Consider the following 23,781-nt stretch of genomic DNA (forward strand, 5'->3'; position numbering starts at 1 on the left):
CCCCGGGGCCCCGAGGCCGACAAAATCCAGCCCGTCCGGCGATTGAGGACAAAGCTCCAGCCCCGGAGCACCGGGCGCCCTCAGAAGAACACCGACCGCCGCTGCACCAGCAACTTGTACAGCGTGTGCTGAATCTGCTCCCGCACCTGATCCGTCAGATTGAACATCAGCATCGGATCCTCCGCCGCCTCCACCGGATACCCATCCGTAGGAATCGGCTCACCGAACTGGATCGTCCACTTCGTCGGCAACGGCACCGCCCCCAGCGGCCCCAGCCACGGGAACGTCGGCGTGATCGGGAAGTACGGCGTACCCAGCAGCCGCGCCAGCGTCCTGGAGTTGCCGATCATCGGGTAGATCTCCTCGGCCCCCACGATCGAGCACGGCACGATCGGCACCCCGGCCCGCAGCGCCGTCGACACGAAGCCGCCCCGCCCGAAGCGCTGGAGCTTGTACCGCTCGCTGAACGGCTTCCCGATGCCCTTGAAGCCCTCCGGCATCACGCCGACGACCTCGCCCTGCCTCAGCAGCCGCTCCGCGTCCTCCGCGCAGGCGAGGGTGTGCCCCGCCTTGCGGGCCAGCTCGTTGACGACGGGCAGCATGAAGACCAGGTCCGCGGCGAGCAGCCGCAGATGCCGCCCCGCCGGATGGTTGTCGTGCACGGCGACCTGGAGCATCAGCCCGTCCAGCGGCAGCGTGCCGGAGTGGTTGGACACGATGAGCGCCCCGCCGTCCGACGGGATGTTCTCGATGCCCTTCACCTCGACCCGGAAGTACTTCTCGTACAGGGGCCGCAGCGCCGACATCAGCACCTGGTCGGTGAGTTCCTCGTCGTAGCCGAACTCGTCGATGTCGTACTCGCCCGTGACCCGCCGCCGCAGGAACGCCAGACCGCCCGCGATCCGCCGTTCCCAGCCGGCCCGTCCCGCCCCCTCAGGCGCCACCTCGGCCCCCTCGGGCTCACCCGGCTCACCCGCCCGCTTCTCCGGCGGCAGCCCGGCGTCCGGCCGGCCCGGCAGGGCGCTCACGGATCCGCTGCCGCGTCCGGGGCCGCGCCGCCGCGCGGCACGCGGCGAGCCCCCCGACCGCGAACGGTCGTCGTCGAACGGAATGACCTTGGCATCCGCCATCGTCGGTGCGCTCCTCTACCTGCCGCTCGGGGTCGGGTGTGTGTCGTCGCCGGCCCCGGTGATCTCCGGAGCCCCGCCGGTCCCCCCGGCGAACGGCATCGCTGCCACTCTGCCGACGGCCCGGCCCACCGCTTCGGGCGGCAGCAGCCCCGGTCCCCGGCTGCGCGCGAACTCCGCGAACGTCTCCACCGTGGTGAACCGCGGCCGGAAGCCCAGGGTCTCGCGCATCTGGACGGTGGAGACCACCCTGCCATGGGTGAGCAGCCGGATCTGTTCCGGCGAGAAGTCCGTCATACCGACCGTACGGAGCGCCTGACCGACCCAGGTGACCGCGGGCAGCAGCACCGGCAGCGTCGGCCGCCCCAGCCGCCGTGCGCACTGCGAGAGCAGCAGCACCCCGTCTCCGGCGATGTTGAAGGTGCCGCTGTTCAGCGTGGACCGCCGCGGCTCGCTCGCGGCGATGCCGAGTACGTCGATGACGTCGTCCTCGTGCACGAACTGGAGCCTCGGGTCGTACCCGAACACGGTCGGCAGCACCGGCAGCGACAGATAGTCGGCCAGCGGCGAGTCCGCGTCGGGGCCCAGGATGTTCGCGAACCTCAGCACGCACACGGCCACGTCCGGCCTGCGGCGCGCGAAGCCCCGTACGTACCCCTCGACCTCCACCGCGTCCTTCGCGAAGCCCCCGCTCGGCAGGGACTTGGGCGGGGTGGTCTCGTGGAAGACCGCCGGATCGCGGGGCGCGGAGCCGTACACACCGGTACTGGACTTGATCACCAGGCGCTGGACGGCCGGGGCCTTCTGGCACGCGCCGAGCAGCTGCATGGTGCCGATGACGTTGGTCTCCTTGACCGCGCTGCGGCCCTGGGAGCCGAGGCCCATCGCGCTGACGTCCAGGTGGACGACCGTGTCGACCGAGTGCTCGGCGAGGACTCTGGCGATGGCGGGCTGGCGGATGTCCGCCGTCACGAAGACGGCGTCGCCCAGCTGGTGGCCGGGCGCGACCGCGTCGACCGCGATCACCCGGTCCACGTCCGGATCACGCTGGATGCGCCGCACGAAGCGGCCGCCCAGCTGCCGGGCCGCTCCCGTGACGAGCACGACCTTCCCCAAGATCAGCGCCTTCCGTCGGTCTCCCGTGAAGTGAGTGGGAGGGGCCCTCGAAGAGAGGTTCTCCCCCGCTCGTCACCGTAGCGGGTGGATGTTGCCCTGTGATGCCCGCGCGGCGGCCTTCTCCCGCGTCTTGGCCCGAATGTGTGCGGGGCGGCCCGGCCGTACCGGACCCCGCACAGCACCGCAGCCCTCCCGCCTGACAGGCGAAAGGGCTGCGGATTTCACGAACTGCGTTCGCTTACTTCTTGTTGCGACGCTGAACGCGCGTGCGCTTGAGCAGCTTGCGGTGCTTCTTCTTGGCCATCCGCTTGCGCCGCTTCTTAATGACAGAGCCCACGACTACCCTCGCTCACTTCTTCTTCACTGGTGCGGGGCGTCTGGGCCCACACGACCTACGTCGGCCTAGCCTACCCGCCACCGGGTGAGGGACGTAATCCGAGGGGAATGTCAGGCCGACCCCACCCCCACGAAGGACTCCCGGAGATACTCGTGAACCGCTTGCTCCGGCACCCGGAAGGACCTGCCCACCCGGATCGCCGGCAGATGACCGCTGTGCACCAGGCGGTACACGGTCATCTTCGACACTCGCATGACAGAGGCGACTTCCGCCACGGTCAGAAACTTGACCTCGTTGAGAGGCCTCTCGCTGTCAGCAGCCATGATCCACCTGTACCTTCCGCACGCGACGCGCACCGGCTTCCCCTCCGGTGACTCTTCGTCGATGTGCGCTCACTGCCCAGATTAGGGGCGTGTGATGCGAGTGGGGAAGAGGAGAGACGATCGGCCGCCTACTGTGACAGAGCCGCCCGATTGAGTACATAGCGCGTGAGCGGCAGGTAGTAGGCGGACCGCACCGCGTCGTCCACCGGGACGACGGCCGACACCCTCCCCTCGGCCTCACCGACGAACAGCGCGGGATCGTCCGTATCGGCCAGCCCGATCGCCTCGATGCCCAGCTGACCTGCCCCGCAGACCCATCCGTGGTCCCCCACGACGAGTTCCGGGAGCGGCCCCCGACCCACCGCCGCGGCCTCCAGAACGACCCTGACCGGCAGCGGGGAGTGGGAGTGTGCGCCGGTACCACCACCGGTCAACCGCACGCCGGGTTCGCGCACCAGCGCGACTCCCCGTACGTAGTCCAGGTTGTACGTGCGTACGCCGAACCGGGTCGTTATGTCGATACATCGCCCCTGCGCGGGGGTGAGCACAGTGCACCCGACCGACGACAAAGCGTCTGCCAGCGCCGCGTAGAAACCGAGCAGCCGGTGCGGATGCCCCGTACCGAACAGCACCGGTGCCCGCCGCCGGGCCGCGTCCGCCAGCCGGCCCGCGAAGGCGTCCAGCCCCGCCAGCGTCCGCTCCGGGTCGATCACATCGGGACCCGAGACATGCGCGGGATCGGCCGAGACCCCGCACTTGTCGGACATCAGCCGGAGCAGGTCCAGCTCCCCCCAGCCCCGTCCGGGGTCGAGGCCGAGCGTCACCCGGGGGTCCCTGGCCGCGAACAGCCGATAGCTCCGCAGGCTCACCTCCCGCGAGGTGGCCACGGGGCCGGCCAGCCGGGCCGCCAGCAGATGCGCGCGCAGCGCTCCGGTGCTCAACACCCTGCCGATGCTCCCGTACCCGCACCGCCCGGGGGTCAAAAGCCGGAATACGCCCCACAGTTGGCGTAACACCGTGCCGGGCGGCCGGGCCTCACGTCAGAACGGACCGGTCGTCCCGGGCCGGAGCGGGCCCGGTCGCCTCAGGTCAGCAGCCCCCGGAGCGGGAAGGCCGCCCGGCGGCTCGCCAGCACCGCCTGGTCCAGCCGGTCGGCCGGGTCGTAACCCTCGTCCCACGACTTCCAGGACGGGGTGCGGCCGTCCGTCATCCGGGCAGGGCCGAGCTGCCGGGTCCGGGCGTAGACCTCGTCCCGCCAGGAGGACGGGATCACCGACTCCGGGTCCACGGGCGCGTGGGCGGCGATCCCCACCAGATGCGTCCAGGACCTCGGCACCACGTCCACCACCGCGTAACCGCCCCCGCCGAGCGCCACCCAGCGCCCCTCGTCCGCGTACTCGTGGGCGAGGTCGTGGCAGGCCGCCATCACCGCGCGCTGGGCGTCCAGCGACACCGCGAGATGGGCCAGCGGGTCCTCGAAGTGCGTATCGGCCCCGTGCTGGGTCACCAGGACCTGCGGCCGGAAGTCCGCCAGCAGCTCCGGCACCACCGCGTGGAACGCCCGCAGCCACCCCGCGTCCCCAGTCCCGGCCGGCAGCGCCACATTCACCGCACCGCCCTCACCAGCCCCGGCGCCGGTCTCCTCCGGCCAGCCGGTCTGCGGGAAGAGGGTGCGGGGGTGCTCGTGCAGCGAGACGGTCAGGACCCGCGGGTCCTCCCAGAACGCCGCCTGCACGCCGTCCCCGTGGTGCACGTCCACATCGACGTACGCGACGCGCTCCGCGCCCAGCTCCAGCAGCCGCGCGATGGCGAGCGCCGGGTCGTTGTAGATGCAGAAGCCCGACGCGCTGCCGGGCATGGCGTGATGGAGCCCGCCGCTGAAGTTCACCGCGTGCCCGGTCCGTCCCCGCCACACCGCCTCGGCGGCGCCCACGGACTGTCCGGCGATCAGCGAGGACACCTCGTGCATCCCGGCGAACGCCGGATCGTCCACCGTCCCGAGTCCGTAGTTCTGGTCGGCGTGGGCGGGGTCCGCGGAGGCCGCCCGCACGGCAGCCACGTAGTCGGAGCGGTGTACGAGCCGCAGCGTGGACTCCCCGGCGGGTTTGGCCGCCACCACGTCCACCGCACGGTCGAGACCGAACGCCCGCACCAGGCCCATCGTCAGCGCGAGTCTGACCGGGTCCATGGGGTGGCTGTCCCCGAAGTCGTATCCCGTTACTGCGTCATCCCACATCAGCTGTGCGCGGCCGCTCATGCCCGCCACCGTATCGGGCGGGCTCCGCGCCGAACGATTTGGCGTACACGAGCATCGCCAGCACCAGCACCATCGGTACGAGCATCGCGCCCCGGTAGCTCCAGGCGTCCCCGATCGCCCCCACCAGGGGCGAGCCGACCAGGAATCCCACGTAGTTGAAGATGTTCAGCCGGGCGATCGCGGTGTCGCTGTCGTCGGGGAACATCCGCCCGGCCGCCGCGAACGTCTGCGGCACGATCACGCACAGCCCGAACCCCAGCATGGTGAACCCGAGCATCCCGATCCAGGCCCCGCCGGCGACGGCCACCACACCGAAACCGGCCGCGGCCAGCACACTCCCGAACCGCACCACGGCCACCGCCCCGAACCGCCGCACCCCGAAGTCCCCGACGGCCCGCCCCAGCAACGTCGTCACCATGTAGACGTTGTACGGAAGCGTCGACAGCTGCTCCGAACTCCCCAGCACGTCCTGCAGGTACTTGGCGCTCCAGTTGGAGACGGTCGAGTCCCCGATGTACGCGAAGCTCATCACCAGGCAGAGCGGCAGCAGCAGCTTGAACGAGACAGCCCCGGCCTTCCCCTTCGGCGCGGACCGCCCCTCGTCCTCCTGCTTCCCCTCGACGTACCACCGGCTCCCGACGAACGCGACGGGCAACAGCACCACCACGACCGGGAGGTACGAGACCAGCAGCGAGAGATCCCAGTGCGCCCCGGCCCACGCCATCGACGCCCCGGCGATCCCGCCCAGGCTGTACGCGGCGTGGAAGCCGAGCATGATGGAGCGTCCGTACGCCCGCTGGAGGCTGACCCCCATCATGTTCGTGGACGCGTCCAGCGCGCCGACGGCCAGCCCGAACACGCCGAGCGCCAGGGCCACCGCCCACAACTCGCTCCCGGCGCCGACGCCGAGAAGCGCCAGGAGTACGACGGGCTGCGTCCACCGCAGGACGACGCGCGGTCGTAGGCGTGCGACCACCTTCTCGGTGACCACGCTGCCCACACCGGCCAGGATCGGCACGGCGGCGAGGAACACGGGCAGCAGGCCGTCGGATATCCCGTACCTGTCCTGAATGGCCGGGATCCGCGTCACGAGAGAAGCGAACGTGACCCCTTGCACGAAGAAGCTCAACGCAAGGGAAGCTCTGCCGTGCCGCAAACGTGCATCTGTCATGGCCGCGAGCGTAGAGCCAGTTTCTACCCATGGGTAGACGCGTCAGGCAAGCAATTCCCGCAGCTGTCCCATGTCGGAGAAGTGCCCGGTCACCCCGGCCAGCCGGTCCGCCGGCATCATCGACGTGAACCCGTACACATCCATCCCCGCGGCCCTGGCCGCCTCCACCCCGAGCGGGCTGTCCTCGATGACGACGCACCGCTCCGGCGGCACCCCCATCCGGTCTGCGGCGTACAGGAACAGGTCGGGGGCGGGCTTCCCGCGCCCCACGTCCTCGGAGCTGAAGATCCACTCCTCCTCGAACCACTGGTCGAGCCCGGTCGTCCGGTGCCCGACCCGGATCCGTTCGTGGCTGCCGGAGGACGCGACGCAGTACGGGACCCCTTCGGCGACGAGGTCCCCCAGCACCTCCTCGACACCGGGTACGGGCCGCAGCTCCTGCCGGAACGCGGCGAACACCCGCGAGTGGAACGTGTCGTCGAAGTCCGCGGGCAGCTTCTCCCCGCCCCGCTCCTCGACGAGGTCGTGCACCCGGTGCATGGCGGCCCCCATGTAGTCGCGGAGGGACTCCTCGTACGTGGTGGGGTGGCCGAGCTCGGTGAGGTAGGCGGCCAGGAGGGTGTTGGAGATCGGCTCGCTGTCCACGAGCACACCGTCGTTGTCGAAGATGACCAGTTCGTAGCGCATGTCACGACCTTAAACTGTCGGGAACGCAGAAAAGCCCCGTGCCACAAGGGCACGGGGCTCAACTATTTAAAAGGAGTTCGGCGGCGTCCTACTCTCCCACAGGGTCCCCCCTGCAGTACCATCGGCGCTGAAAGGCTTAGCTTCCGGGTTCGGAATGTAACCGGGCGTTTCCCTAACGCAATGACCACCGAAACACTATGAAATTAACCAACACCGGAACAAAACACGGCCGTTCGTTATTTCAGAACTAACACAGTGGACGCGAGCAACTGAGGACAAGCCCTCGGCCTATTAGTACCAGTCAGCTCCACCCGTTACCGGGCTTCCACATCTGGCCTATCAACCCAGTCGTCTACTGGGAGCCTTAACCAATCAAGTTGGTGGGAATACTCATCTCGAAGCAGGCTTCCCGCTTAGATGCTTTCAGCGGTTATCCTTTCCGAACGTAGCCAACCAGCCATGCCCTTGGCAGGACAACTGGCACACCAGAGGTTCGTCCGTCCCGGTCCTCTCGTACTAGGGACAGCCCTTCTCAATATTCCTACGCGCACAGCGGATAGGGACCGAACTGTCTCACGACGTTCTAAACCCAGCTCGCGTACCGCTTTAATGGGCGAACAGCCCAACCCTTGGGACCGACTCCAGCCCCAGGATGCGACGAGCCGACATCGAGGTGCCAAACCATCCCGTCGATATGGACTCTTGGGGAAGATCAGCCTGTTATCCCCGGGGTACCTTTTATCCGTTGAGCGACAGCGCTTCCACAAGCCACTGCCGGATCACTAGTCCCGACTTTCGTCCCTGCTCGACCCGTCGGTCTCACAGTCAAGCTCCCTTGTGCACTTACACTCAACACCTGATTGCCAACCAGGCTGAGGGAACCTTTGGGCGCCTCCGTTACTCTTTAGGAGGCAACCGCCCCAGTTAAACTACCCATCAGACACTGTCCCTGATCCGGATCACGGACCCAGGTTAGACATCCAGCACGACCAGAGTGGTATTTCAACGACGACTCCACAACCACTGGCGTGGCCGCTTCAAAGTCTCCCACCTATCCTACACAAGCCGAACCGAACACCAATATCAAACTATAGTAAAGGTCCCGGGGTCTTTCCGTCCTGCTGCGCGAAACGAGCATCTTTACTCGTAGTGCAATTTCACCGGGCCTATGGTTGAGACAGTCGAGAAGTCGTTACGCCATTCGTGCAGGTCGGAACTTACCCGACAAGGAATTTCGCTACCTTAGGATGGTTATAGTTACCACCGCCGTTTACTGGCGCTTAAGTTCTCAGCTTCGCCGACCCGAAAGTCAGCTAACCGGTCCCCTTAACGTTCCAGCACCGGGCAGGCGTCAGTCCGTATACATCGCCTTACGGCTTCGCACGGACCTGTGTTTTTAGTAAACAGTCGCTTCTCGCTGGTCTCTGCGGCCACCCCCAGCTCAGGAAGCAAGTTCCCTCACCAGTGATGGCCCCCCTTCTCCCGAAGTTACGGGGGCATTTTGCCGAGTTCCTTAACCATAGTTCACCCGAACGCCTCGGTATTCTCTACCTGACCACCTGAGTCGGTTTAGGGTACGGGCCGCCATGAAACTCGCTAGAGGCTTTTCTCGACAGCATAGGATCATCCACTTCACCACAATCGGCTCGGCATCAGGTCTCAGCCTTAATGTGTGACGGATTTACCTACCACACGGCCTACACCCTTACCCCGGGACTACCACCGCCCGGGCTGGACTACCTTCCTGCGTCACCCCATCGCTTACCTAATACAAGTCTGGTTCGTCGGCTCCACCACTACCCTCAACTCCGAAGAGATCGGGCCGGCTTCACGGACTTAGCATCGCCTGATTCAGTACTGGGCGTTTCAAAGCGGGTACCGGAATATCAACCGGTTGTCCATCGACTACGCCTGTCGGCCTCGCCTTAGGTCCCGACTTACCCTGGGCAGATCAGCTTGACCCAGGAACCCTTAGTCAATCGGCGCACACGTTTCTCACGTGTGTATCGCTACTCATGCCTGCATTCTCACTCGTGAACCGTCCACAACTCGCTTCCGCGGCTGCTTCACCCGGCACACGACGCTCCCCTACCCATCCCAGCCCCCGTTGGGGGTATGTGCTGGAATGACACGACTTCGGCGGTACGCTTGAGCCCCGCTACATTGTCGGCGCGGAATCACTTGACCAGTGAGCTATTACGCACTCTTTCAAGGGTGGCTGCTTCTAAGCCAACCTCCTGGTTGTCTCTGCGACTCCACATCCTTTCCCACTTAGCGTACGCTTAGGGGCCTTAGTCGATGCTCTGGGCTGTTTCCCTCTCGACCATGGAGCTTATCCCCCACAGTCTCACTGCCGTGCTCTCACTTACCGGCATTCGGAGTTTGGCTAAGGTCAGTAACCCGGTAGGGCCCATCGCCTATCCAGTGCTCTACCTCCGGCAAGAAACACACGACGCTGCACCTAAATGCATTTCGGGGAGAACCAGCTATCACGGAGTTTGATTGGCCTTTCACCCCTAACCACAGGTCATCCCCCAGGTTTTCAACCCTGGTGGGTTCGGTCCTCCACGAAGTCTTACCTCCGCTTCAACCTGCCCATGGCTAGATCACTCCGCTTCGGGTCTTGAGCGCGCTACTAAATCGCCCTATTCGGACTCGCTTTCGCTACGGCTTCCCCACACGGGTTAACCTCGCAACACACCGCAAACTCGCAGGCTCATTCTTCAAAAGGCACGCAGTCACGACGCACCGAGTAAACTCGGCGCGCGACGCTCCCACGGCTTGTAGGCACACGGTTTCAGGTACTATTTCACTCCGCTCCCGCGGTACTTTTCACCATTCCCTCACGGTACTATCCGCTATCGGTCACCAGGGAATATTTAGGCTTAACGGGTGGTCCCGCCAGATTCACACGGGATTTCTCGGGCCCCGTGCTACTTGGGTGTCTCTTAAACGAGCCGTTAATGTTTCAGCTACGGGGGTCTTACCCTCTACGCCGGACCTTTCGCATGTCCTTCGCCTACATCAACGGTTTCTGACTCGTCTCACAGCCGGCAGACTGTGAAAAAGAGATCCCACAACCCCGCATGCGCAACCCCTGCCGGGTATCACACGCATACGGTTTGGCCTGATCCAGTTTCGCTCGCCACTACTCCCGGAATCACGGTTGTTTTCTCTTCCTGAGGGTACTGAGATGTTTCACTTCCCCTCGTTCCCTCCACACTGCCTATGTGTTCAGCAGCGGGTGACAGCCCATGACGACTGCCGGGTTTCCCCATTCGGACACCCCCGGATCAAAGCTTGGTTGACAGCTCCCCGGGGCCTATCGTGGCCTCCCACGTCCTTCATCGGTTCCTGGTGCCAAGGCATCCACCGTGCGCCCTTAAAAACTTGGCCACAGATGCTCGCGTCCACTGTGCAGTTCTCAAACAACGACCAGCCACCCATCACCCCACCCTTAACAGGTGAGTTCACTGGGGCCGGCAACCGAAGGACGACCATGACGGCCGTACCTTCAGATACCCAACAGCGTGCCCGACCCGACCGATCACTTCCCACATTCCACGCCGAAGCAGTACTAGTGAAAAACAACCTGTCGTGCCGAATAGTCAACGTTCCACCCATGAGCTAACCACCGCCGAACATTTGCCAGGCGTAGTGGCTCTGGATTCCTTACGGAATCTAGATGCTCCTTAGAAAGGAGGTGATCCAGCCGCACCTTCCGGTACGGCTACCTTGTTACGACTTCGTCCCAATCGCCAGTCCCACCTTCGACAGCTCCCTCCCACAAGGGGTTGGGCCACCGGCTTCGGGTGTTACCGACTTTCGTGACGTGACGGGCGGTGTGTACAAGGCCCGGGAACGTATTCACCGCAGCAATGCTGATCTGCGATTACTAGCAACTCCGACTTCATGGGGTCGAGTTGCAGACCCCAATCCGAACTGAGACCGGCTTTTTGAGATTCGCTCCGCCTCGCGGCATCGCAGCTCATTGTACCGGCCATTGTAGCACGTGTGCAGCCCAAGACATAAGGGGCATGATGACTTGACGTCGTCCCCACCTTCCTCCGAGTTGACCCCGGCAGTCTCCTGTGAGTCCCCATCACCCCGAAGGGCATGCTGGCAACACAGAACAAGGGTTGCGCTCGTTGCGGGACTTAACCCAACATCTCACGACACGAGCTGACGACAGCCATGCACCACCTGTACACCGACCACAAGGGGGGCACCATCTCTGATGCTTTCCGGTGTATGTCAAGCCTTGGTAAGGTTCTTCGCGTTGCGTCGAATTAAGCCACATGCTCCGCTGCTTGTGCGGGCCCCCGTCAATTCCTTTGAGTTTTAGCCTTGCGGCCGTACTCCCCAGGCGGGGAACTTAATGCGTTAGCTGCGGCACCGACGACGTGGAATGTCGCCAACACCTAGTTCCCAACGTTTACGGCGTGGACTACCAGGGTATCTAATCCTGTTCGCTCCCCACGCTTTCGCTCCTCAGCGTCAGTAATGGCCCAGAGATCCGCCTTCGCCACCGGTGTTCCTCCTGATATCTGCGCATTTCACCGCTACACCAGGAATTCCGATCTCCCCTACCACACTCTAGCCTGCCCGTATCGACTGCAGACCCGGGGTTAAGCCCCGGGCTTTCACAACCGACGCAACAAGCCGCCTACGAGCTCTTTACGCCCAATAATTCCGGACAACGCTTGCGCCCTACGTATTACCGCGGCTGCTGGCACGTAGTTAGCCGGCGCTTCTTCTGCAGGTACCGTCACTTTCGCTTCTTCCCTGCTGAAAGAGGTTTACAACCCGAAGGCCGTCATCCCTCACGCGGCGTCGCTGCATCAGGCTTTCGCCCATTGTGCAATATTCCCCACTGCTGCCTCCCGTAGGAGTCTGGGCCGTGTCTCAGTCCCAGTGTGGCCGGTCGCCCTCTCAGGCCGGCTACCCGTCGTCGCCTTGGTAGGCCATTACCCCACCAACTAGCTGATAGGCCGCGGGCTCATCCTTCACCGCCGGAGCTTTTAACCTTCCCCCATGAGAGGGAAAGTGTTATCCGGTATTAGACCCCGTTTCCAGGGCTTGTCCCAGAGTGAAGGGCAGATTGCCCACGTGTTACTCACCCGTTCGCCACTAATCCACCCCGAAGGGCTTCATCGTTCGACTTGCATGTGTTAAGCACGCCGCCAGCGTTCGTCCTGAGCCAGGATCAAACTCTCCGTGAATGTTTTCCCGTAATCGGGATCACAACACGAGAGTGGAACAGTCGAGTCGGAATAAGACCGACTGTTCACTGTGTCCTCGCTATGTGCATTGCCTGGTAGAACCCATAACTGGGTCTGCCAGGACTTTCAAAGGAACCTCGAACCTGCCGAAGCAGGTCGGGGTATCAACGTATCTGGCGTTGACTTTTGGCACGCTGTTGAGTTCTCAAGGAACGGACGCTTCCTTTGTACTCACCCTCTCGGGCTTTCCTCCGGGCGCTTCCCTTCGGTCTTGCGTTTCCGACTCTATCAGACTCTTTCGTGTCCGATTCCCGGTCGAAGCGGGCCTCGCATTTTCGCTTTCCAGTTCTTCGCTTTCGCGTTTCCCTTTCCGGCGAGTCCGACTCTATCAGATCCTTTCGGGCCCGATTCCCAGTCAGTGGGGCTTGTCTTCCCGGCTGTTGGGCCGTTCCGACGAGTGAGACATTAGCGGAATCCGGGGCCCCGACGCTAATCGGGGTCACGTTCCTTCGAACGTGGATTCCTCATTTCGCGAATGCGCACGCAGAGGCAGGCGACAGCTGTCGCTCGTTCGTTGTGGTTACTGCGGAATGGCTGTCCGGGGACCGACCGGGGTCGGCGCTCACGTCGGACAACTCGGAGCACACTACGGATGCGGTGCGGGCGTGTCAACCCCGGTCCCCGGCGGGGTTCGGTGGAAGGCGAGCCGGTAGTCGCGGGGGCTGGTGGCCAGGTGGGTCGCGAAGTGCTGGCGCATGGTGATCTCGCTGCCGAAGCCCGTGCGACGGGCCACCTCGGGGAGGGGCAGATCGGTGCGCTCCAGCAGCTTCTGAGCTGCCGCGATGCGCTGGGTGATCAGCCAGCGCAGGGGCGTCGTGCCGGTGGTCGCCTGGAAGTGCCGGGCGAAGGAGCGCGGGGACATGCCGGCGCGGTCGGCGAGCTCCGCCACCGTGTGCGGTTCGGCCAGATGGGTCAGAGCGAAGGCACGAACGTCCGCGAGGGTGTCGGCGTCGCGGTCCGTGTGCGGGGTCGGGTGCTCGATGAACTGTGCCTGGGTTCCGGTGCGGAACGGGGCGGTGACCATCGAACGGGCGATCGTCGCCGCGGTCTCGGCGCCATGGACCGTACGGACGAGGTGGAGGCAGAGGTCGATGCCGGCCGCGGTGCCCGCCGAGGTCCAGAGATTGTCGTCGTGGACGAAGAGGGCGTCGGGTACGACGGTGACGCCGGGGTGGCGGGTGCGCAGGAGGTCTGTGAGGTTCCAGTGGGTGACCGCTCGTCGGCCGTCGAGGAGCCCGGCCTGGGCGAGGGTGAAGGCGCCTCCGCAGAGCGCGGCGATCGGTGTACCGCGGTTATGGGCGCGGCGCAGCGCTTCGAGGACGGGTTCCGGCGCGGGCGTCACATGGTCGTCCAGCCCCGGGACGACGATCAGGTCGGCTCGGGTCAGCCAGCTCAGCGTGCGGTCGGGGGTGAGGGAGAGTCCGCCGCGCAGGGGGATGGGGGTGGTGGCGGCCGCGGTGCGGCGCAGCTCGAACGGCGGGACTCCGCGGTCCGTCCGGTCCACGCCCCAGACCTCCGTGATGACCGAGGCGTCGAACGCGCGGATGCCCGGGAAGGAGACGAGTGCGATCCGGGTGGTGGCGGCAACGGCGGGGGCGGCGGTCATGCTGGCAGTAAATCATCGATCGATGGCTTTGCGACCTCTGGGCGACCGGATGGGTGCGCGGAAGCATAGGGGCCATGGAGATCGCGGAGAACGCAGCGCTGGTAGTGGTGGACGTGCAGGAAGGCTTCGAGGAGGAGGCGTACTGGGGGCCGCGGAACAATCCGTCCGCGGACGAGAACATCGCCGGGCTGATCGATGCCTGGCAGGCGAGCGGGCGGCCGGTCGCCTTCGTACGGCATGACTCGCCCAAGCCGGATTCGCCGTTGCGGGTGGGATATCCGGGCAACGCCTTCAAGCCGTACGTGGAGGAGCGGCGGGGCAAGGGGAGCGGGCCCGAGCTGTTCCTGACGAAGAGCGTGAACTCGGCGTTCTACGGGACGCCGGATCTGGCGGACTGGCTGCGCGGGGGCGGGGTGCGGCAGATCGTGGTGGCCGGTATCCAGACCAACATGTGCGCGGAGACGACGGCCCGGATGGCGGGGAACCTCGGGTACGAGGTGTTCTTCGCGTTCGACGCGACGTACACCTTCGACGGGACCGGGCCGTTCGGCTGGACGATGGGCGCGGAGGAACTGGCGCGGGCCACCGCCGTGACGCTGCACGACGGTGGGTTCGCGAAGGTGGTGCGCAGTGCGGAGCTGATCGCCGCCGCGGGGTAGGTCAGCCGTTGCCGGAGGCGAGTTCGCGGCTGCGGTCGCGGGCGGCTTCGAGGGCGGCGATGAGGGCGGCGCGTACGCCGTGGTTCTCCAGTTCGCGGATGGCGCTGATCGTGGTGCCCGCCGGGCTGGTGACGGCTTCGCGGAGCTTGACCGGGTGCTCGCCGCTGTCCCGGAGCATCACGGCGGCGCCGATGGCGGCCTGGACGATCAGGTCGTGGGCCTGGGCGCGGGGCAGGCCGAGCAGGATTCCGGCGTCCGTCATCGCCTCGACGAGGAAGTAGAAGTACGCCGGGCCCGAGCCGGAGAGCGCGGTGGCCGCGTCCTGCTGGGACTCCGGGACGCGCAGCGTCTTGCCGACGCCGCCGAAGATCGCCTCCGCGGTGGCGAGGTGGGCGCCGGTGGCGTGGCTGCCCGCGGAGATGACGGACATGCCCTCGTCGACCACCACGGGGGTGTTCGGCATGACCCGGACCACCGGGGTGCCCTCGGTGAGGCGGTCCTCGATGAAGGCGGTCGTGATGCCGGCCGCGGCGCTGATGACCAGGCGCTCTGCGGTGACATGGGCGGAGAGCTCGTCCAGGAGGCGGCCCATGTCCTGGGGCTTGGCCGCGAGGATGAGGATGTCGGCGCGCCCGGCGGCCTCGGCGTTGCTGACGGAGTCGACCCCGTAGCGGTTGCGGAGTTCCTCAGCGCGCTCGGAGCGGCGGGTGGTGACGAGCAGGTCCGCCGGGCGCCACCCGGCCCGGATCATGCCGCTGAGCAGGGCCTCGCCGATCTTGCCGGTGCCGAGGACTGCGACTGTCTGGGTCATGCGGTTTCACCCTCCGGGCGGTGCCGGCGGCTCGCGGTGCCGGCTGTTCTCGGTACTCGTGTCCGCCATCCTCGCACCGGCCCGTCAGGTGGTGCGGCGGCGGAGGGTGGCCGCGCCGAGCCCGAGGACGAGAAGGGCGCAGCCCGCCACGATCGCGACGTCGCGGACGAAGTCGCCGGTGACGTCCGGGTGGCGGAGGACCTCGTTCATGCCGTCCACGGCGTACGACATGGGCAGCACGTTCGAGATCCATTCGAGGACGGGCGCCATCCGGTCCCTGGCGATGAACAGTCCGCAGAGCAGGAGCTGCGGGAAGATCACGGCCGGCATGAACTGGACGGCCTGGAACTCGGAGGACGCGAAGGCCGAGACGAACAGGCCGAGCGCCGTGCCGAGCAGGGCGTCGAGCACGGCGACCAGGAGCAGCAGCCACGGGGACCCGGTGACGTCCAGCCCGAGCACCCACACCGAGAGGCCGGTGGCCAGGAGCGACTGGACCACGGCGACGGCGCCGAAGGCGAGGGCGTAGCCGGCGATCAGGTCGCCCTTGCCGAGCGGCATCGCGAGGAGGCGCTCCAGGGTGCCGGAGGTGCGCTCGCGCAGGGTGGCGATCGAGGTCACCAGGAACATCGTGATCAGCGGGAAGATGCCGAGCAGCGAGGCGCCGATGGAGTCGAAGGTGCGCGGGCTGCCGTCGAAGACGTACCGCAGCAGCGTGATCATGACGACCGGGATCAGCAGGAGCAGCCCGATGGTGCGGGGGTCGTGTGCCAGCTGGCGCAGGACGCGGGCGGCGGTGGCCAGGGTGCGGGCCGCGCTCAGGGGTGAGGTGGTGGTCGTGCTCATCGGGCGTTCTCCTGACGGGTGGCGGCCGCGTCGACCAGGTGGAGGAAGGCTTCTTCGACGGTCTCGGTGCGGGCGGCGGTACGCAGCGCCTCCGGGGTGTCGTCGGCGAGGATCTCGCCCTCGCGCATCAGGAGGAGGCGGTGGCAGCGCTCGGCCTCGTCCATGACGTGGGAGGAGATCAGGAGGGTGGTGCCCCGGTCGGCGGCGAGGCGGTGGAAGAGGCTCCACAGATCGCGCCGGAGCACCGGGTCCAGGCCGACGGTGGGTTCGTCGAGGACGAGCAGTTCGGGGGTGCCGAGCAGCGCCACGGCGAGGGAGACGCGGGTGCGCTGGCCGCCGGAGAGGGTGCCGGCGAGGGCGGCGGAGTGGCTGGTCAGGTCGACCTCTGTGATGGCCCGGGTGACGGCTTCGCGGCGGGCGTCGCGGTGCCGGCGGCCCGGTTGCAGGATCGCCGCGAAGTAGTCGAGGTTCTGCCGGACGGTGAGGTCGGTGTAGATGGACGGCGCCTGGGTGACGTACCCGATCCGTGGCCGGAGGCCGGGGTGGCCGGCCGGGCTGCCCAGGACGTCGAGGGTGCCGGTCACCTTGGCCTGGGTGCCGACGACGGCTCGCATCAGGGTGGATTTGCCGCAGCCGGAGGGGCCGAGGAGTCCGGTGATCCTGCCGGGTTCGACGGTGAAGCCGAGGCCTTTGAGGACGGTGCGGTTGCCCCGTACGACCGTGAGGCCGCGGGCCTCGATGGCGACACCCGAAGAATTCATCATGTGATGAATTTTGTCGCGGTGGTGTCCTTCCGTCAAGGGCCCGCGGCCTCCGCGACTGCCGGTTCAGCGGATGGCCACGCTCAGCTCGACGACGTACGTCTCCTCCACCGTGCCGTCCGGGAAGCGCCGTGCGAGGTGCTCGCGCTCCTCGGAGAGGAAGCGCCGGGCGGGCTCGTCACCGAGGATCAGGAAGGCGGAGTGGCTGCCGAGGTTGGCGAGGTGCGTGGCGATGGGGACGCGCCGGGTCCAGGGCACCCGGCGGTGTACGAACGACAGCCCGGCCGGCAGGTCGCGGGCGGATACGGGCGAGCCGTGGGCGCCGGTGTTGGCCGCCGCGGGTCCGCCTGCCGCTCCGGGGCCGGCGAGCTCGGGCAGCTCGGCGGCGAAGAAGCTCAGCAGCCGCTCGCCCTGTTCCGCGATCCAGCCGACGTCGGGGTCGGCCACGTTCCACCACAGGGCCAGCGCGCCGCCCGGCCGCAGTACGCGCATGGCCTCGGGGGCGGCGCGGGCGGAGTCGGTCCAGTGCCAGGACTGGGCGTACGTGATCAGGTCGGCCGAGCCCGCGGCGAAGGGGAGGCGGTTGCCGTCACCCCGTACCAGCGGGACGTCCGGCAGGGTCCTGCGCAGTTCCGCCGCCATCCCGGGGCCCGGCTCGACGGCGACGACGGCGGCGCCCCGGTCGCGGAGGCGGCGGGTCGAGATGCCGGTACCCGCCCCGACGTCGAGGGCGCGGGCACCTCGCAGCGGCCGGCCCGCGAGCTCCTCGACGGCATCCAGGAGGGCGTCCGGATAGCCGGGTCGGGCCGCGCCGTACTGGGCGGCGGCACGGTCGAACGACAGGGCGCGCGGGGGCGAGGGGTGCGGGGACGGCGGGTGCGGGGACGGCGGCTGGGAGCTGGGGTCCGGGGTGTTCTTAGTGGCCATGTGCCCCATGGTGGCCCGGCCATGATCCGCCGGACAGACCCGCCGCGGCGGCGCGTTACTTGCGGCGGGCCTTCTTCGCCCTGGCCGTCTTGCGGGCCGCCGGGTTCCCGGTGCGGGACGAACGGCGCTTCGCGTACCGGACCTGCGCCGCCTCGTACTCCGCGCGCCGGAGCTTCTCGCCCGGGGCCTCGGAGAACGTACGGATGAAGTAGGCGAGCAGCCCGCCGATGAAGCCGATGGTCTTGAGGCCGCGCAGATTGTCCTCGCGGGCGGGGTCGGCCGGGCGGCTGCTGAAGCCCTCCCACGTCTTGCGGAAGGCGATCGCACTGCAGATGGCGAACATCAGGACCACCAGGATGCCGACGAAGCTGCCGACGTCGGCGATCTCCAGACCCTGATAGGCGAACCGAAGCACGAAGCACGATGCGGCGGCCGCGGCGAGCGAACCGACGGCGACCCCGACGCGGCGCAGACCGTAGTTGCCGTCGTGGGCGACCCAGGTCGTGCCGAAGAAGCGGAGGGGCTCGGGCTGCGGACCGGGGGCGGTCGCGGTGGCACCGGCGGGCGCCGTCGCGGACTCGGTGGTGCCGGGCGCGATGTCGTCGGGGGTCTCGCTGTTCTCGCTCACAGGATCGATTGTCCCAGGGCCGGGGCGGTGGCGCTGCGCCCGCGCCCGAGGGGGCGGGCGCAGCGGCCGTCGCGCGTCAGCCGCAGTGGCTCCACGGGCTCGTGTACGCGTACGTACCGGCGCCCGTCTCGATCATGCCGCCCCACTTCACGCAGTGGCTGCCGGCGGCGAGCCGGACCGGGCCCGCGTACGAGGAGTACCTTCCCTGGTCCTTGACCTGCTCCTTGCCGTCCCCGTCGACGTCGAGCCAGGCGCCGGTGGTCAGCGCCTTGCCCTCGGTGGCGGCGGCGTGGAAGGTGACGACGCAGTTGGACTTGGTGCTCGCGTTGTAGAGCAGGTAGACGCGGGCCAGTTCGGCCGACGAGTCCTTGAACACGTGCGAGTCGATCTGGGTGTACCCCGATCCGCAGACGCCGGCCGGAGTGGCGGCGGCCGGCGCGGGTGCGATCGGCGTGGGTGCGGCCGACGCCGCACCGGCCGGGACGGCGGCCAGGGCCGCGAGGGCGGTGACGGCTGACGCGATGACTACTGAGCTGCGTACGGAAGTGCGCATACTCCCCCAATCATGGTCATACATGGCAAGGGGGTGAGCTTACTGCGATCGACCGGTCACACGGAGTCGTTCTCGGGCCACGACGGGCACGGGAGGGATGCCGGCGACGCTCCGGGGCCGCACACACGTCCGGCCCCTCATCAGAGGGGCCGGACGGTGGAGCGAGTGGGTGTGCGTGCGGGTGTCAGCCGAGCTTGGAGACGTCACGGACGGCGCCGCGGTCCGCGCTCGTCGCCATGGCGGCGTAGGCGCGCAGCGCCGCCGAGACCTTGCGGTCGCGGTCCTTCGGCGCGTAGACGCCGTTCAGCGCCTCCCGGCGGGTGGCCAGCTCGTCCTCCGCGACCAGCAGCTCGATCGAGCGGTTCGGGATGTCGATCCGGATCCGGTCGCCGTCCTCGACGAGCGCGATGGTGCCGCCGGACGCCGCCTCCGGAGAGGCGTGGCCGATGGACAGGCCCGACGTGCCGCCGGAGAAGCGCCCGTCGGTGACCAGCGCGCAGGTCTTGCCGAGGCCCCGGCCCTTGAGGAAGGAGGTCGGGTAGAGCATCTCCTGCATGCCGGGGCCGCCGCGCGGGCCCTCGTAACGGATGACGACGACGTCGCCGTGCTCGATCTCCTTGCGGAGGATCTTGTCGACGGCGTCCTCCTGCGACTCGCAGACGACCGCCGGGCCCTCGAAGGTCCAGATCGACTCGTCGACGCCGGCCGTCTTCACGACGCAGCCGTCCACGGCGAGGTTCCCCTTGAGGACCGCGAGGCCGCCGTCCTTGGAGTACGCGTGCGCCATGTCGCGGATGCAGCCGCCCGCCGCGTCCAGGTCGAGGGTGTCCCAGCGCTCGGACTGCGAGAAGGCGGTCGCGGAACGGACGCAGCCGGGGGCGGCGTGCCACAGCTCGACGGCCTCCGGCGACGGCGAGCCGCCGCGGATGTCCCAGTTCTTCAGCCACTCGGCGAGGGTGTCGGAGTGCACGGAGTGCACGTCCTCGTTGAGCAGTCCGCCGCGGTGCAGCTCACCGAGGATGGCGGGGATGCCGCCGGCCCGGTGGATGTCCTCCATGTAGTACGTGCCGCCGGGCGCCACGTTGGGCGCGACCTTGGCGAGGCACGGGACCCGGCGCGAGACCTCGTTGATGTCGTCGAGGTCGTACGGCAGCTCCGCCTCCTCCGCGGCGGCGAGCAGGTGCAGGATCGTGTTGGTCGAGCCGCCCATGGCGATGTCGAGCGCCATCGCGTTGTCGAACGCGGCGCGGGTGCCGATGGCGCGCGGCAGGACCGTCTTGTCGTCCTGCTCGTAGTAGCGCTTGGTGATCTCGACGACCGTGCGGCCGGCCTCCTCGTACAGCGCCCTGCGGGCGGTGTGCGTGGCGAGGACGGAGCCGTTGCCGGGGAGGGAGAGGCCGAGGACCTCGGTCAGGCAGTTCATCGAGTTGGCGGTGAACATGCCGGAACAGCTGCCGCAGGTGGGGCAGGCGTTCTCCTCGATGCGGAGCATGTCCTCGTCGGAGATGCTCTCGTCGACCGCGTCGCTGATCGCGTTGACCAGGTCGAGCTTGCGGACCGTGCCGTCGACGAGGGTGGCCTTGCCGGCCTCCATCGGGCCGCCGGAGACGAAGACCGTGGGGATGTTGAGGCGCATCGCGGCCATCAGCATGCCGGGGGTGATCTTGTCGCAGTTCGAGATGCAGATGAGCGCGTCCGCGCAGTGCGCCTCGACCATGTACTCGACGGAGTCGGCGATCAGGTCGCGGGACGGGAGGCTGTAGAGCATCCCGGCGTGGCCCATCGCGATGCCGTCGTCGACCGCGATGGTGTTGAACTCGCGGGGGACGGCACCTGCGGCCAGGATCGCCTCGGAGACGATCCGGCCGACGGGTGCGAGGTGGGTGTGGCCCGGGACGAACTCCGTGAAGGAGTTGGCGACCGCGATGATCGGCTTGCCGATGTCCTCGCTCGCTACGCCCGAGGCGCGCATAAGGGCGCGCGCGCCCGCCATGTTGCGGCCGTGGGTGACAGTGCGGGACCTCAGCTGGGGCATCGTCTCTCGCTCCTTCGACAGAAAAGACTGGTTCCGAGCGTACGCCTGTGGGGCCAGGATCTGGACGGGGTGTCCGGTATCCGGGATCGGGGCGGGATTCAGCCCCTCCGGCGTTTGAGGAGCGGAGGTACGGGGGCAGAGCCCCCGAAACGGTCAGGCGTCCGTCAGGTAGCGCTGCAGCGTGGGGCCCACCATCGCGATGATCTTCTGCGGGTCGGCGGAGGCCAGGGGTTCCGCCTGGATCACGTAGCGCAGTACCGCGATGCCCACCATGTGCGACGCGGCCAGCTCCGCGCGGAAGGTGGCGTCCGGGACGTCCAGCCGGTCGGCGATCCGGTCCAGCAGGCGTCGCAGTACGAAGACGCGCAGGACCTTCGCCGCCGCCTCGTGGGTCATCGCGGAACGCATGATCGCCAGCAGCGGGGCCCGGGACGCCGGGTTCTCCCAGATCCCGATGAAGTAGCCGGCCAGCCGCTCCCCCAGGCCCTCCGTGCTGCTCCCGAGGATGTCCGGGATCACCAGGGCGGGCTCGAAGGAGAGCTCGATCGCGGCGGCGAACACCTCGTCCTTCGTACCGAAGTAGTGGTGGACCAGGGCCGCGTCCACGCCGGCCGCCTTCGCGATGCCCCGGACGGACGTCTTGTCGTAGCCGCGCTCGGAGAACTCGGTGCGGGCCGCCTCCAGGATGCGGGTGCGGGCGTCGGGGCCGCTCTCCGACTCCGTGCGGGAGGGACGGCCGCGGCGTCTGGGGGGCGGGGCCTGGCTCCCGTCGCCCTCGGTCATGGGCGCGGCGACGGGGCGGAGGACGACGCGAGGTGCAGCCGGGTGAAGGCCAGCGCCTCGGCCAGGTCGGCCTCGCGTTCCGCGGTGGACATCGCCCGGCGGGTGTTGACCTCGACGACGACATGGCCGCCGAAGCCGGTACGGGCCAGCCGCTCCAGGAGCTCGGCGCAGGGCTGGTCGCCCCGGCCGGGCACCAGGTGCTCGTCCTTGCCGGAGCCCTTGCCGTCCGCGAGGTGGACGTGGGCCAGCCGGTCGCCCATCCGGTCGACCATGGCCATGCCGTCCGTGCGGGCGGTCGCGGTGTGCGAGAGGTCCACGGTGAAGTGCCGGTAGTCGTCGTTGGTGACGTCCCAGTCGGGGGCGTACGCGAGCATCTCCCGGTCCCGGTAGCGCCACGGGTACATGTTCTCGACGGCGAACCGCACGTCCGTCTCCTCCGCCATCCGCCAGATCCCGGTGACGAAGTCACGCGCGTACTGCCGCTGCCAGCGGAACGGCGGGTGGACGACCACGGTCGAGGCGCCGAGCTTCTCGGCGGCGGCACGGGCCCGCTGGAGCTTGACCCACGGGTCGGTGGACCAGACGCGCTGGGTGATCAGCAGACAGGGGGCGTGCACGGCCAGTATCGGCACCTGGTGGTAGTCCGAGAGCCGGCGCAGCGCCTCGATGTCCTGGCTGACGGGGTCGGTCCAGACCATGACCTCGACGCCGTCGTACCCCAGGCGCGCGGCGATCTCGAAGGCCGTCGCCGTCGACTCCGGATAGACGGAGGCCGTCGACAGGGCGACCTTCGCATCCGGGATGCGCACCACTGGTTCTGCCACGCAGACAGCGTACGGGCCCCGGTGCGCGGCGCCGAGGGAGCCCGGCTGAAAGTGAGAAGGCCCATGGCCGTCCGCACCCGTACGCCGCAGCCCTCAGGCCAGGGCCGCCGCGTCCCGCGTGGGGAGGTGGTCCAGACGGCGCAGGATGACGCCCTCGCGCAGCGCCCAGGGGCAGATCTCCAGCTCCTCGACGCCCAGCAGGTCCATGGCCCCCTCCGCGACCAGGGCGCCCGCCAGCAGCTGGGCGGAGCGTCCGTCGGAGACACCGGGGAGGCTGCCGCGCTCCTCGACCGTCATCGCGGCGAGCTTCGGCACCCACTCCTCCAGCGCCTTGCGGCTGAGGGTGCGCTGCACGTACAGCCCCTCGGTGGAGCGGGCGGCGCCGGCGATCCTGGCGAGCTGCTTGAAGGTCTTGGAGGTGGCCACGACGTGGTCGGGGCGGCCGAAGCGGGTGAACTCCCCGACGCTGCGGGCGATGCTCGCCCGGACGTGCCGGCGCAGCGCCCGCACCTCCACCGGGTCCGGCGGATCGCCCCGCAGCCAGCCGGCCGTGAGCCGTCCGGCGCCGAGCGGCAGTGACACCGCGGCGTCCGGCTCCTCGTCGATGCCGTACGCGATCTCCAGCGAGCCCCCGCCGATGTCCAGGACCAGCAGCTTGCCCGCCGACCAGCCGAACCAGCGGCGGGCGGCGAGGAAGGTGAGCCGGGCCTCCTCCGCACCGCTGAGGACGGTGAGGTCGATGCCGGTCTCGTCCCGTACCCGGGCCAGCACGGTGTCGGCGTTGCTCGCCTCCCGTACCGCGGAGGTGGCGAAGGCCAGCACGTCCTCGCAGCCCTTGTCCTCCGCCGCCTGTGCCGCGTCGGTGACGGTCGCCACCAGCCGGTCCACGCCGAGCGGGCCGATCGCGCCGTCCTCGTCGAGGAGTTCGGCCAGGCGCAGCTCCGCCTTGTGCGAGTGCGCGGGCAGCGGGCGGGCGCCGGGGTGCGCGTCCACCACCAGCAGATGAACCGTGTTCGACCCCACGTCGAGGACTCCGAGTCTCATACGA

At 67.9% G+C, this 23,781-nt stretch carries 20 protein-coding genes and 3 rRNA genes; 1 reads left to right on the plus strand and 22 read right to left on the minus strand.

Annotation, left to right across the window (positions count from 1 at the left end):
• Positions 1–80 precede the first annotated feature (80 nt).
• The 12 genes from OG892_RS17205 to OG892_RS17260 form a co-directional block, all read right to left on the minus strand.
• Positions 81–1,130, minus strand: coding sequence for a lysophospholipid acyltransferase family protein (locus tag OG892_RS17205; RefSeq protein ID WP_073737087.1), 1,050 nt, complete (start codon positions 1,128–1,130; stop codon positions 81–83).
• A gap of 15 nt (positions 1,131–1,145) precedes the next feature.
• Positions 1,146–2,243, minus strand: a complete 1,098-nt coding sequence (locus OG892_RS17210; protein ID WP_073737086.1) for an NAD-dependent epimerase/dehydratase family protein — start codon at positions 2,241–2,243, stop codon at positions 1,146–1,148.
• A 238-nt stretch (positions 2,244–2,481) separates the two neighbouring features.
• Positions 2,482–2,580 (minus strand): 30S ribosomal protein bS22, encoded by a 99-nt coding sequence (locus OG892_RS17215; protein ID WP_003948845.1) that lies wholly within the window; start codon positions 2,578–2,580, stop codon positions 2,482–2,484.
• Positions 2,581–2,690: 110 nt separating this feature from the next.
• The gene (locus tag OG892_RS17220; protein WP_158072253.1) at positions 2,691–2,903 is read right to left on the minus strand and encodes a helix-turn-helix domain-containing protein; all 213 of its coding nucleotides are present in this window, start codon (positions 2,901–2,903) and stop codon (positions 2,691–2,693) included.
• Positions 2,904–3,031: 128 nt separating this feature from the next.
• On the minus strand, positions 3,032–3,847 hold the full coding sequence (locus tag OG892_RS17225; RefSeq protein ID WP_073737085.1) for a phosphatase: 816 nt from the start codon (positions 3,845–3,847) through the stop codon (positions 3,032–3,034).
• Positions 3,848–3,987: 140 nt separating this feature from the next.
• A complete protein-coding gene (locus OG892_RS17230) occupies positions 3,988–5,160 on the minus strand; it encodes an acetoin utilization protein AcuC (RefSeq protein ID WP_371629628.1) in 1,173 nt (390 codons plus the stop codon).
• On the minus strand, positions 5,129–6,331 hold the full coding sequence (locus tag OG892_RS17235; protein ID WP_371629629.1) for an MFS transporter: 1,203 nt from the start codon (positions 6,329–6,331) through the stop codon (positions 5,129–5,131). The genes OG892_RS17230 and OG892_RS17235 overlap by 32 nt, the downstream gene beginning before the upstream one ends.
• A 42-nt stretch (positions 6,332–6,373) precedes the next feature.
• On the minus strand, positions 6,374–7,018 hold the full coding sequence (locus OG892_RS17240; RefSeq protein ID WP_073737082.1) for an HAD family phosphatase: 645 nt from the start codon (positions 7,016–7,018) through the stop codon (positions 6,374–6,376).
• A 75-nt stretch (positions 7,019–7,093) separates the two neighbouring features.
• Positions 7,094–7,210 (minus strand): 5S ribosomal RNA (gene rrf / locus OG892_RS17245).
• A 79-nt stretch (positions 7,211–7,289) separates the two neighbouring features.
• Positions 7,290–10,414, minus strand: a 23S ribosomal RNA gene (locus OG892_RS17250).
• Between the two features lie 300 nt (positions 10,415–10,714).
• Positions 10,715–12,240 (minus strand): 16S ribosomal RNA (locus OG892_RS17255).
• Together the 16S, 23S and 5S rRNA genes form the textbook arrangement of a ribosomal RNA operon.
• Positions 12,241–12,886: 646 nt before the next feature.
• Positions 12,887–13,906, minus strand: a complete 1,020-nt coding sequence (locus tag OG892_RS17260) for a GlxA family transcriptional regulator (RefSeq protein ID WP_371629630.1) — start codon at positions 13,904–13,906, stop codon at positions 12,887–12,889.
• Between the two features lie 74 nt (positions 13,907–13,980).
• Between OG892_RS17260 and OG892_RS17265 the strand changes: the two genes are divergently transcribed.
• The gene (locus OG892_RS17265) at positions 13,981–14,565 is read left to right on the plus strand and encodes a cysteine hydrolase family protein (RefSeq protein ID WP_073733709.1); all 585 of its coding nucleotides are present in this window, start codon (positions 13,981–13,983) and stop codon (positions 14,563–14,565) included.
• 1 nt (position 14,566) lies between these two features.
• Here OG892_RS17265 and proC read toward each other — a convergent pair whose 3' ends face one another.
• The 10 genes from proC to OG892_RS17315 all read right to left on the minus strand — a co-directional run bounded on the left by proC (position 14,567) and on the right by OG892_RS17315 (position 23,777).
• Positions 14,567–15,376 (minus strand): pyrroline-5-carboxylate reductase, encoded by an 810-nt coding sequence (gene proC, locus OG892_RS17270; RefSeq protein WP_328866568.1) that lies wholly within the window; start codon positions 15,374–15,376, stop codon positions 14,567–14,569.
• An 84-nt stretch (positions 15,377–15,460) separates the two neighbouring features.
• Positions 15,461–16,222, minus strand: a complete 762-nt coding sequence (locus OG892_RS17275; protein WP_073733707.1) for an ABC transporter permease — start codon at positions 16,220–16,222, stop codon at positions 15,461–15,463.
• On the minus strand, positions 16,219–16,986 hold the full coding sequence (locus OG892_RS17280; RefSeq protein ID WP_371629631.1) for an ABC transporter ATP-binding protein: 768 nt from the start codon (positions 16,984–16,986) through the stop codon (positions 16,219–16,221). Before OG892_RS17280 ends, OG892_RS17275 begins: the two co-directional genes overlap by 4 nt.
• Positions 16,987–17,049: 63 nt before the next feature.
• The gene (locus OG892_RS17285) at positions 17,050–17,910 is read right to left on the minus strand and encodes a class I SAM-dependent methyltransferase (RefSeq protein ID WP_371629632.1); all 861 of its coding nucleotides are present in this window, start codon (positions 17,908–17,910) and stop codon (positions 17,050–17,052) included.
• 55 nt (positions 17,911–17,965) lie between these two features.
• On the minus strand, positions 17,966–18,538 hold the full coding sequence (locus tag OG892_RS17290; protein ID WP_371629633.1) for a hypothetical protein: 573 nt from the start codon (positions 18,536–18,538) through the stop codon (positions 17,966–17,968).
• 76 nt (positions 18,539–18,614) lie between these two features.
• Positions 18,615–19,091, minus strand: coding sequence for an acetyltransferase (locus OG892_RS17295; RefSeq protein ID WP_371629634.1), 477 nt, complete (start codon positions 19,089–19,091; stop codon positions 18,615–18,617).
• A 184-nt stretch (positions 19,092–19,275) separates the two neighbouring features.
• Positions 19,276–21,126: a dihydroxy-acid dehydratase gene (gene ilvD, locus OG892_RS17300; RefSeq protein ID WP_371629635.1), complete on the minus strand. Its 1,851-nt coding sequence runs from the start codon at positions 21,124–21,126 to the stop codon at positions 19,276–19,278.
• 153 nt (positions 21,127–21,279) lie between these two features.
• A complete protein-coding gene (locus OG892_RS17305; RefSeq protein ID WP_073733703.1) occupies positions 21,280–21,909 on the minus strand; it encodes a TetR family transcriptional regulator in 630 nt (209 codons plus the stop codon).
• Positions 21,906–22,721, minus strand: a complete 816-nt coding sequence (locus tag OG892_RS17310) for a sugar phosphate isomerase/epimerase family protein (RefSeq protein ID WP_371631646.1) — start codon at positions 22,719–22,721, stop codon at positions 21,906–21,908. Before OG892_RS17310 ends, OG892_RS17305 begins: the two co-directional genes overlap by 4 nt.
• 105 nt (positions 22,722–22,826) lie before the next feature.
• A complete protein-coding gene (locus tag OG892_RS17315) occupies positions 22,827–23,777 on the minus strand; it encodes a Ppx/GppA phosphatase family protein (protein ID WP_073733701.1) in 951 nt (316 codons plus the stop codon).
• Positions 23,778–23,781: the final 4 nt, after the last annotated feature.

Origin of the sequence: Streptomyces sp. NBC_00341 (assembly GCF_041435055.1) — a bacterium.
Classification (GTDB): Bacteria; Actinomycetota; Actinomycetes; order Streptomycetales; family Streptomycetaceae; genus Streptomyces.

Excerpts from the sequence above, each read along its gene's own strand:
- ilvD (WP_371629635.1), bottom strand. The coding sequence starts at position 21,126 with ATGCCCCAGCTGAGGTCCCGCACTGTCACCCACGGCCGCAACATGGCG.
- OG892_RS17240 (WP_073737082.1), bottom strand. The coding sequence starts at position 7,018 with ATGCGCTACGAACTGGTCATCTTCGACAACGACGGTGTGCTCGTGGAC.
- OG892_RS17235 (WP_371629629.1), bottom strand. The coding sequence starts at position 6,331 with ATGACAGATGCACGTTTGCGGCACGGCAGAGCTTCCCTTGCGTTGAGC.
- OG892_RS17315 (WP_073733701.1), bottom strand. The coding sequence starts at position 23,777 with ATGAGACTCGGAGTCCTCGACGTGGGGTCGAACACGGTTCATCTGCTG.
- OG892_RS17305 (WP_073733703.1), bottom strand. The coding sequence starts at position 21,909 with ATGACCGAGGGCGACGGGAGCCAGGCCCCGCCCCCCAGACGCCGCGGC.
- OG892_RS17230 (WP_371629628.1), bottom strand. The coding sequence starts at position 5,160 with ATGAGCGGCCGCGCACAGCTGATGTGGGATGACGCAGTAACGGGATAC.
- OG892_RS17275 (WP_073733707.1), bottom strand. The coding sequence starts at position 16,222 with ATGAGCACGACCACCACCTCACCCCTGAGCGCGGCCCGCACCCTGGCC.
- OG892_RS17285 (WP_371629632.1), bottom strand. The coding sequence starts at position 17,910 with ATGGCCACTAAGAACACCCCGGACCCCAGCTCCCAGCCGCCGTCCCCG.
- OG892_RS17260 (WP_371629630.1), bottom strand. The coding sequence starts at position 13,906 with ATGACCGCCGCCCCCGCCGTTGCCGCCACCACCCGGATCGCACTCGTC.
- OG892_RS17265 (WP_073733709.1), top strand. The coding sequence starts at position 13,981 with ATGGAGATCGCGGAGAACGCAGCGCTGGTAGTGGTGGACGTGCAGGAA.
- OG892_RS17280 (WP_371629631.1), bottom strand. The coding sequence starts at position 16,986 with ATGATGAATTCTTCGGGTGTCGCCATCGAGGCCCGCGGCCTCACGGTC.
- OG892_RS17295 (WP_371629634.1), bottom strand. The coding sequence starts at position 19,091 with ATGCGCACTTCCGTACGCAGCTCAGTAGTCATCGCGTCAGCCGTCACC.
- OG892_RS17205 (WP_073737087.1), bottom strand. The coding sequence starts at position 1,130 with ATGGCGGATGCCAAGGTCATTCCGTTCGACGACGACCGTTCGCGGTCG.
- OG892_RS17220 (WP_158072253.1), bottom strand. The coding sequence starts at position 2,903 with ATGGCTGCTGACAGCGAGAGGCCTCTCAACGAGGTCAAGTTTCTGACC.
- proC (WP_328866568.1), bottom strand. The coding sequence starts at position 15,376 with ATGACCCAGACAGTCGCAGTCCTCGGCACCGGCAAGATCGGCGAGGCC.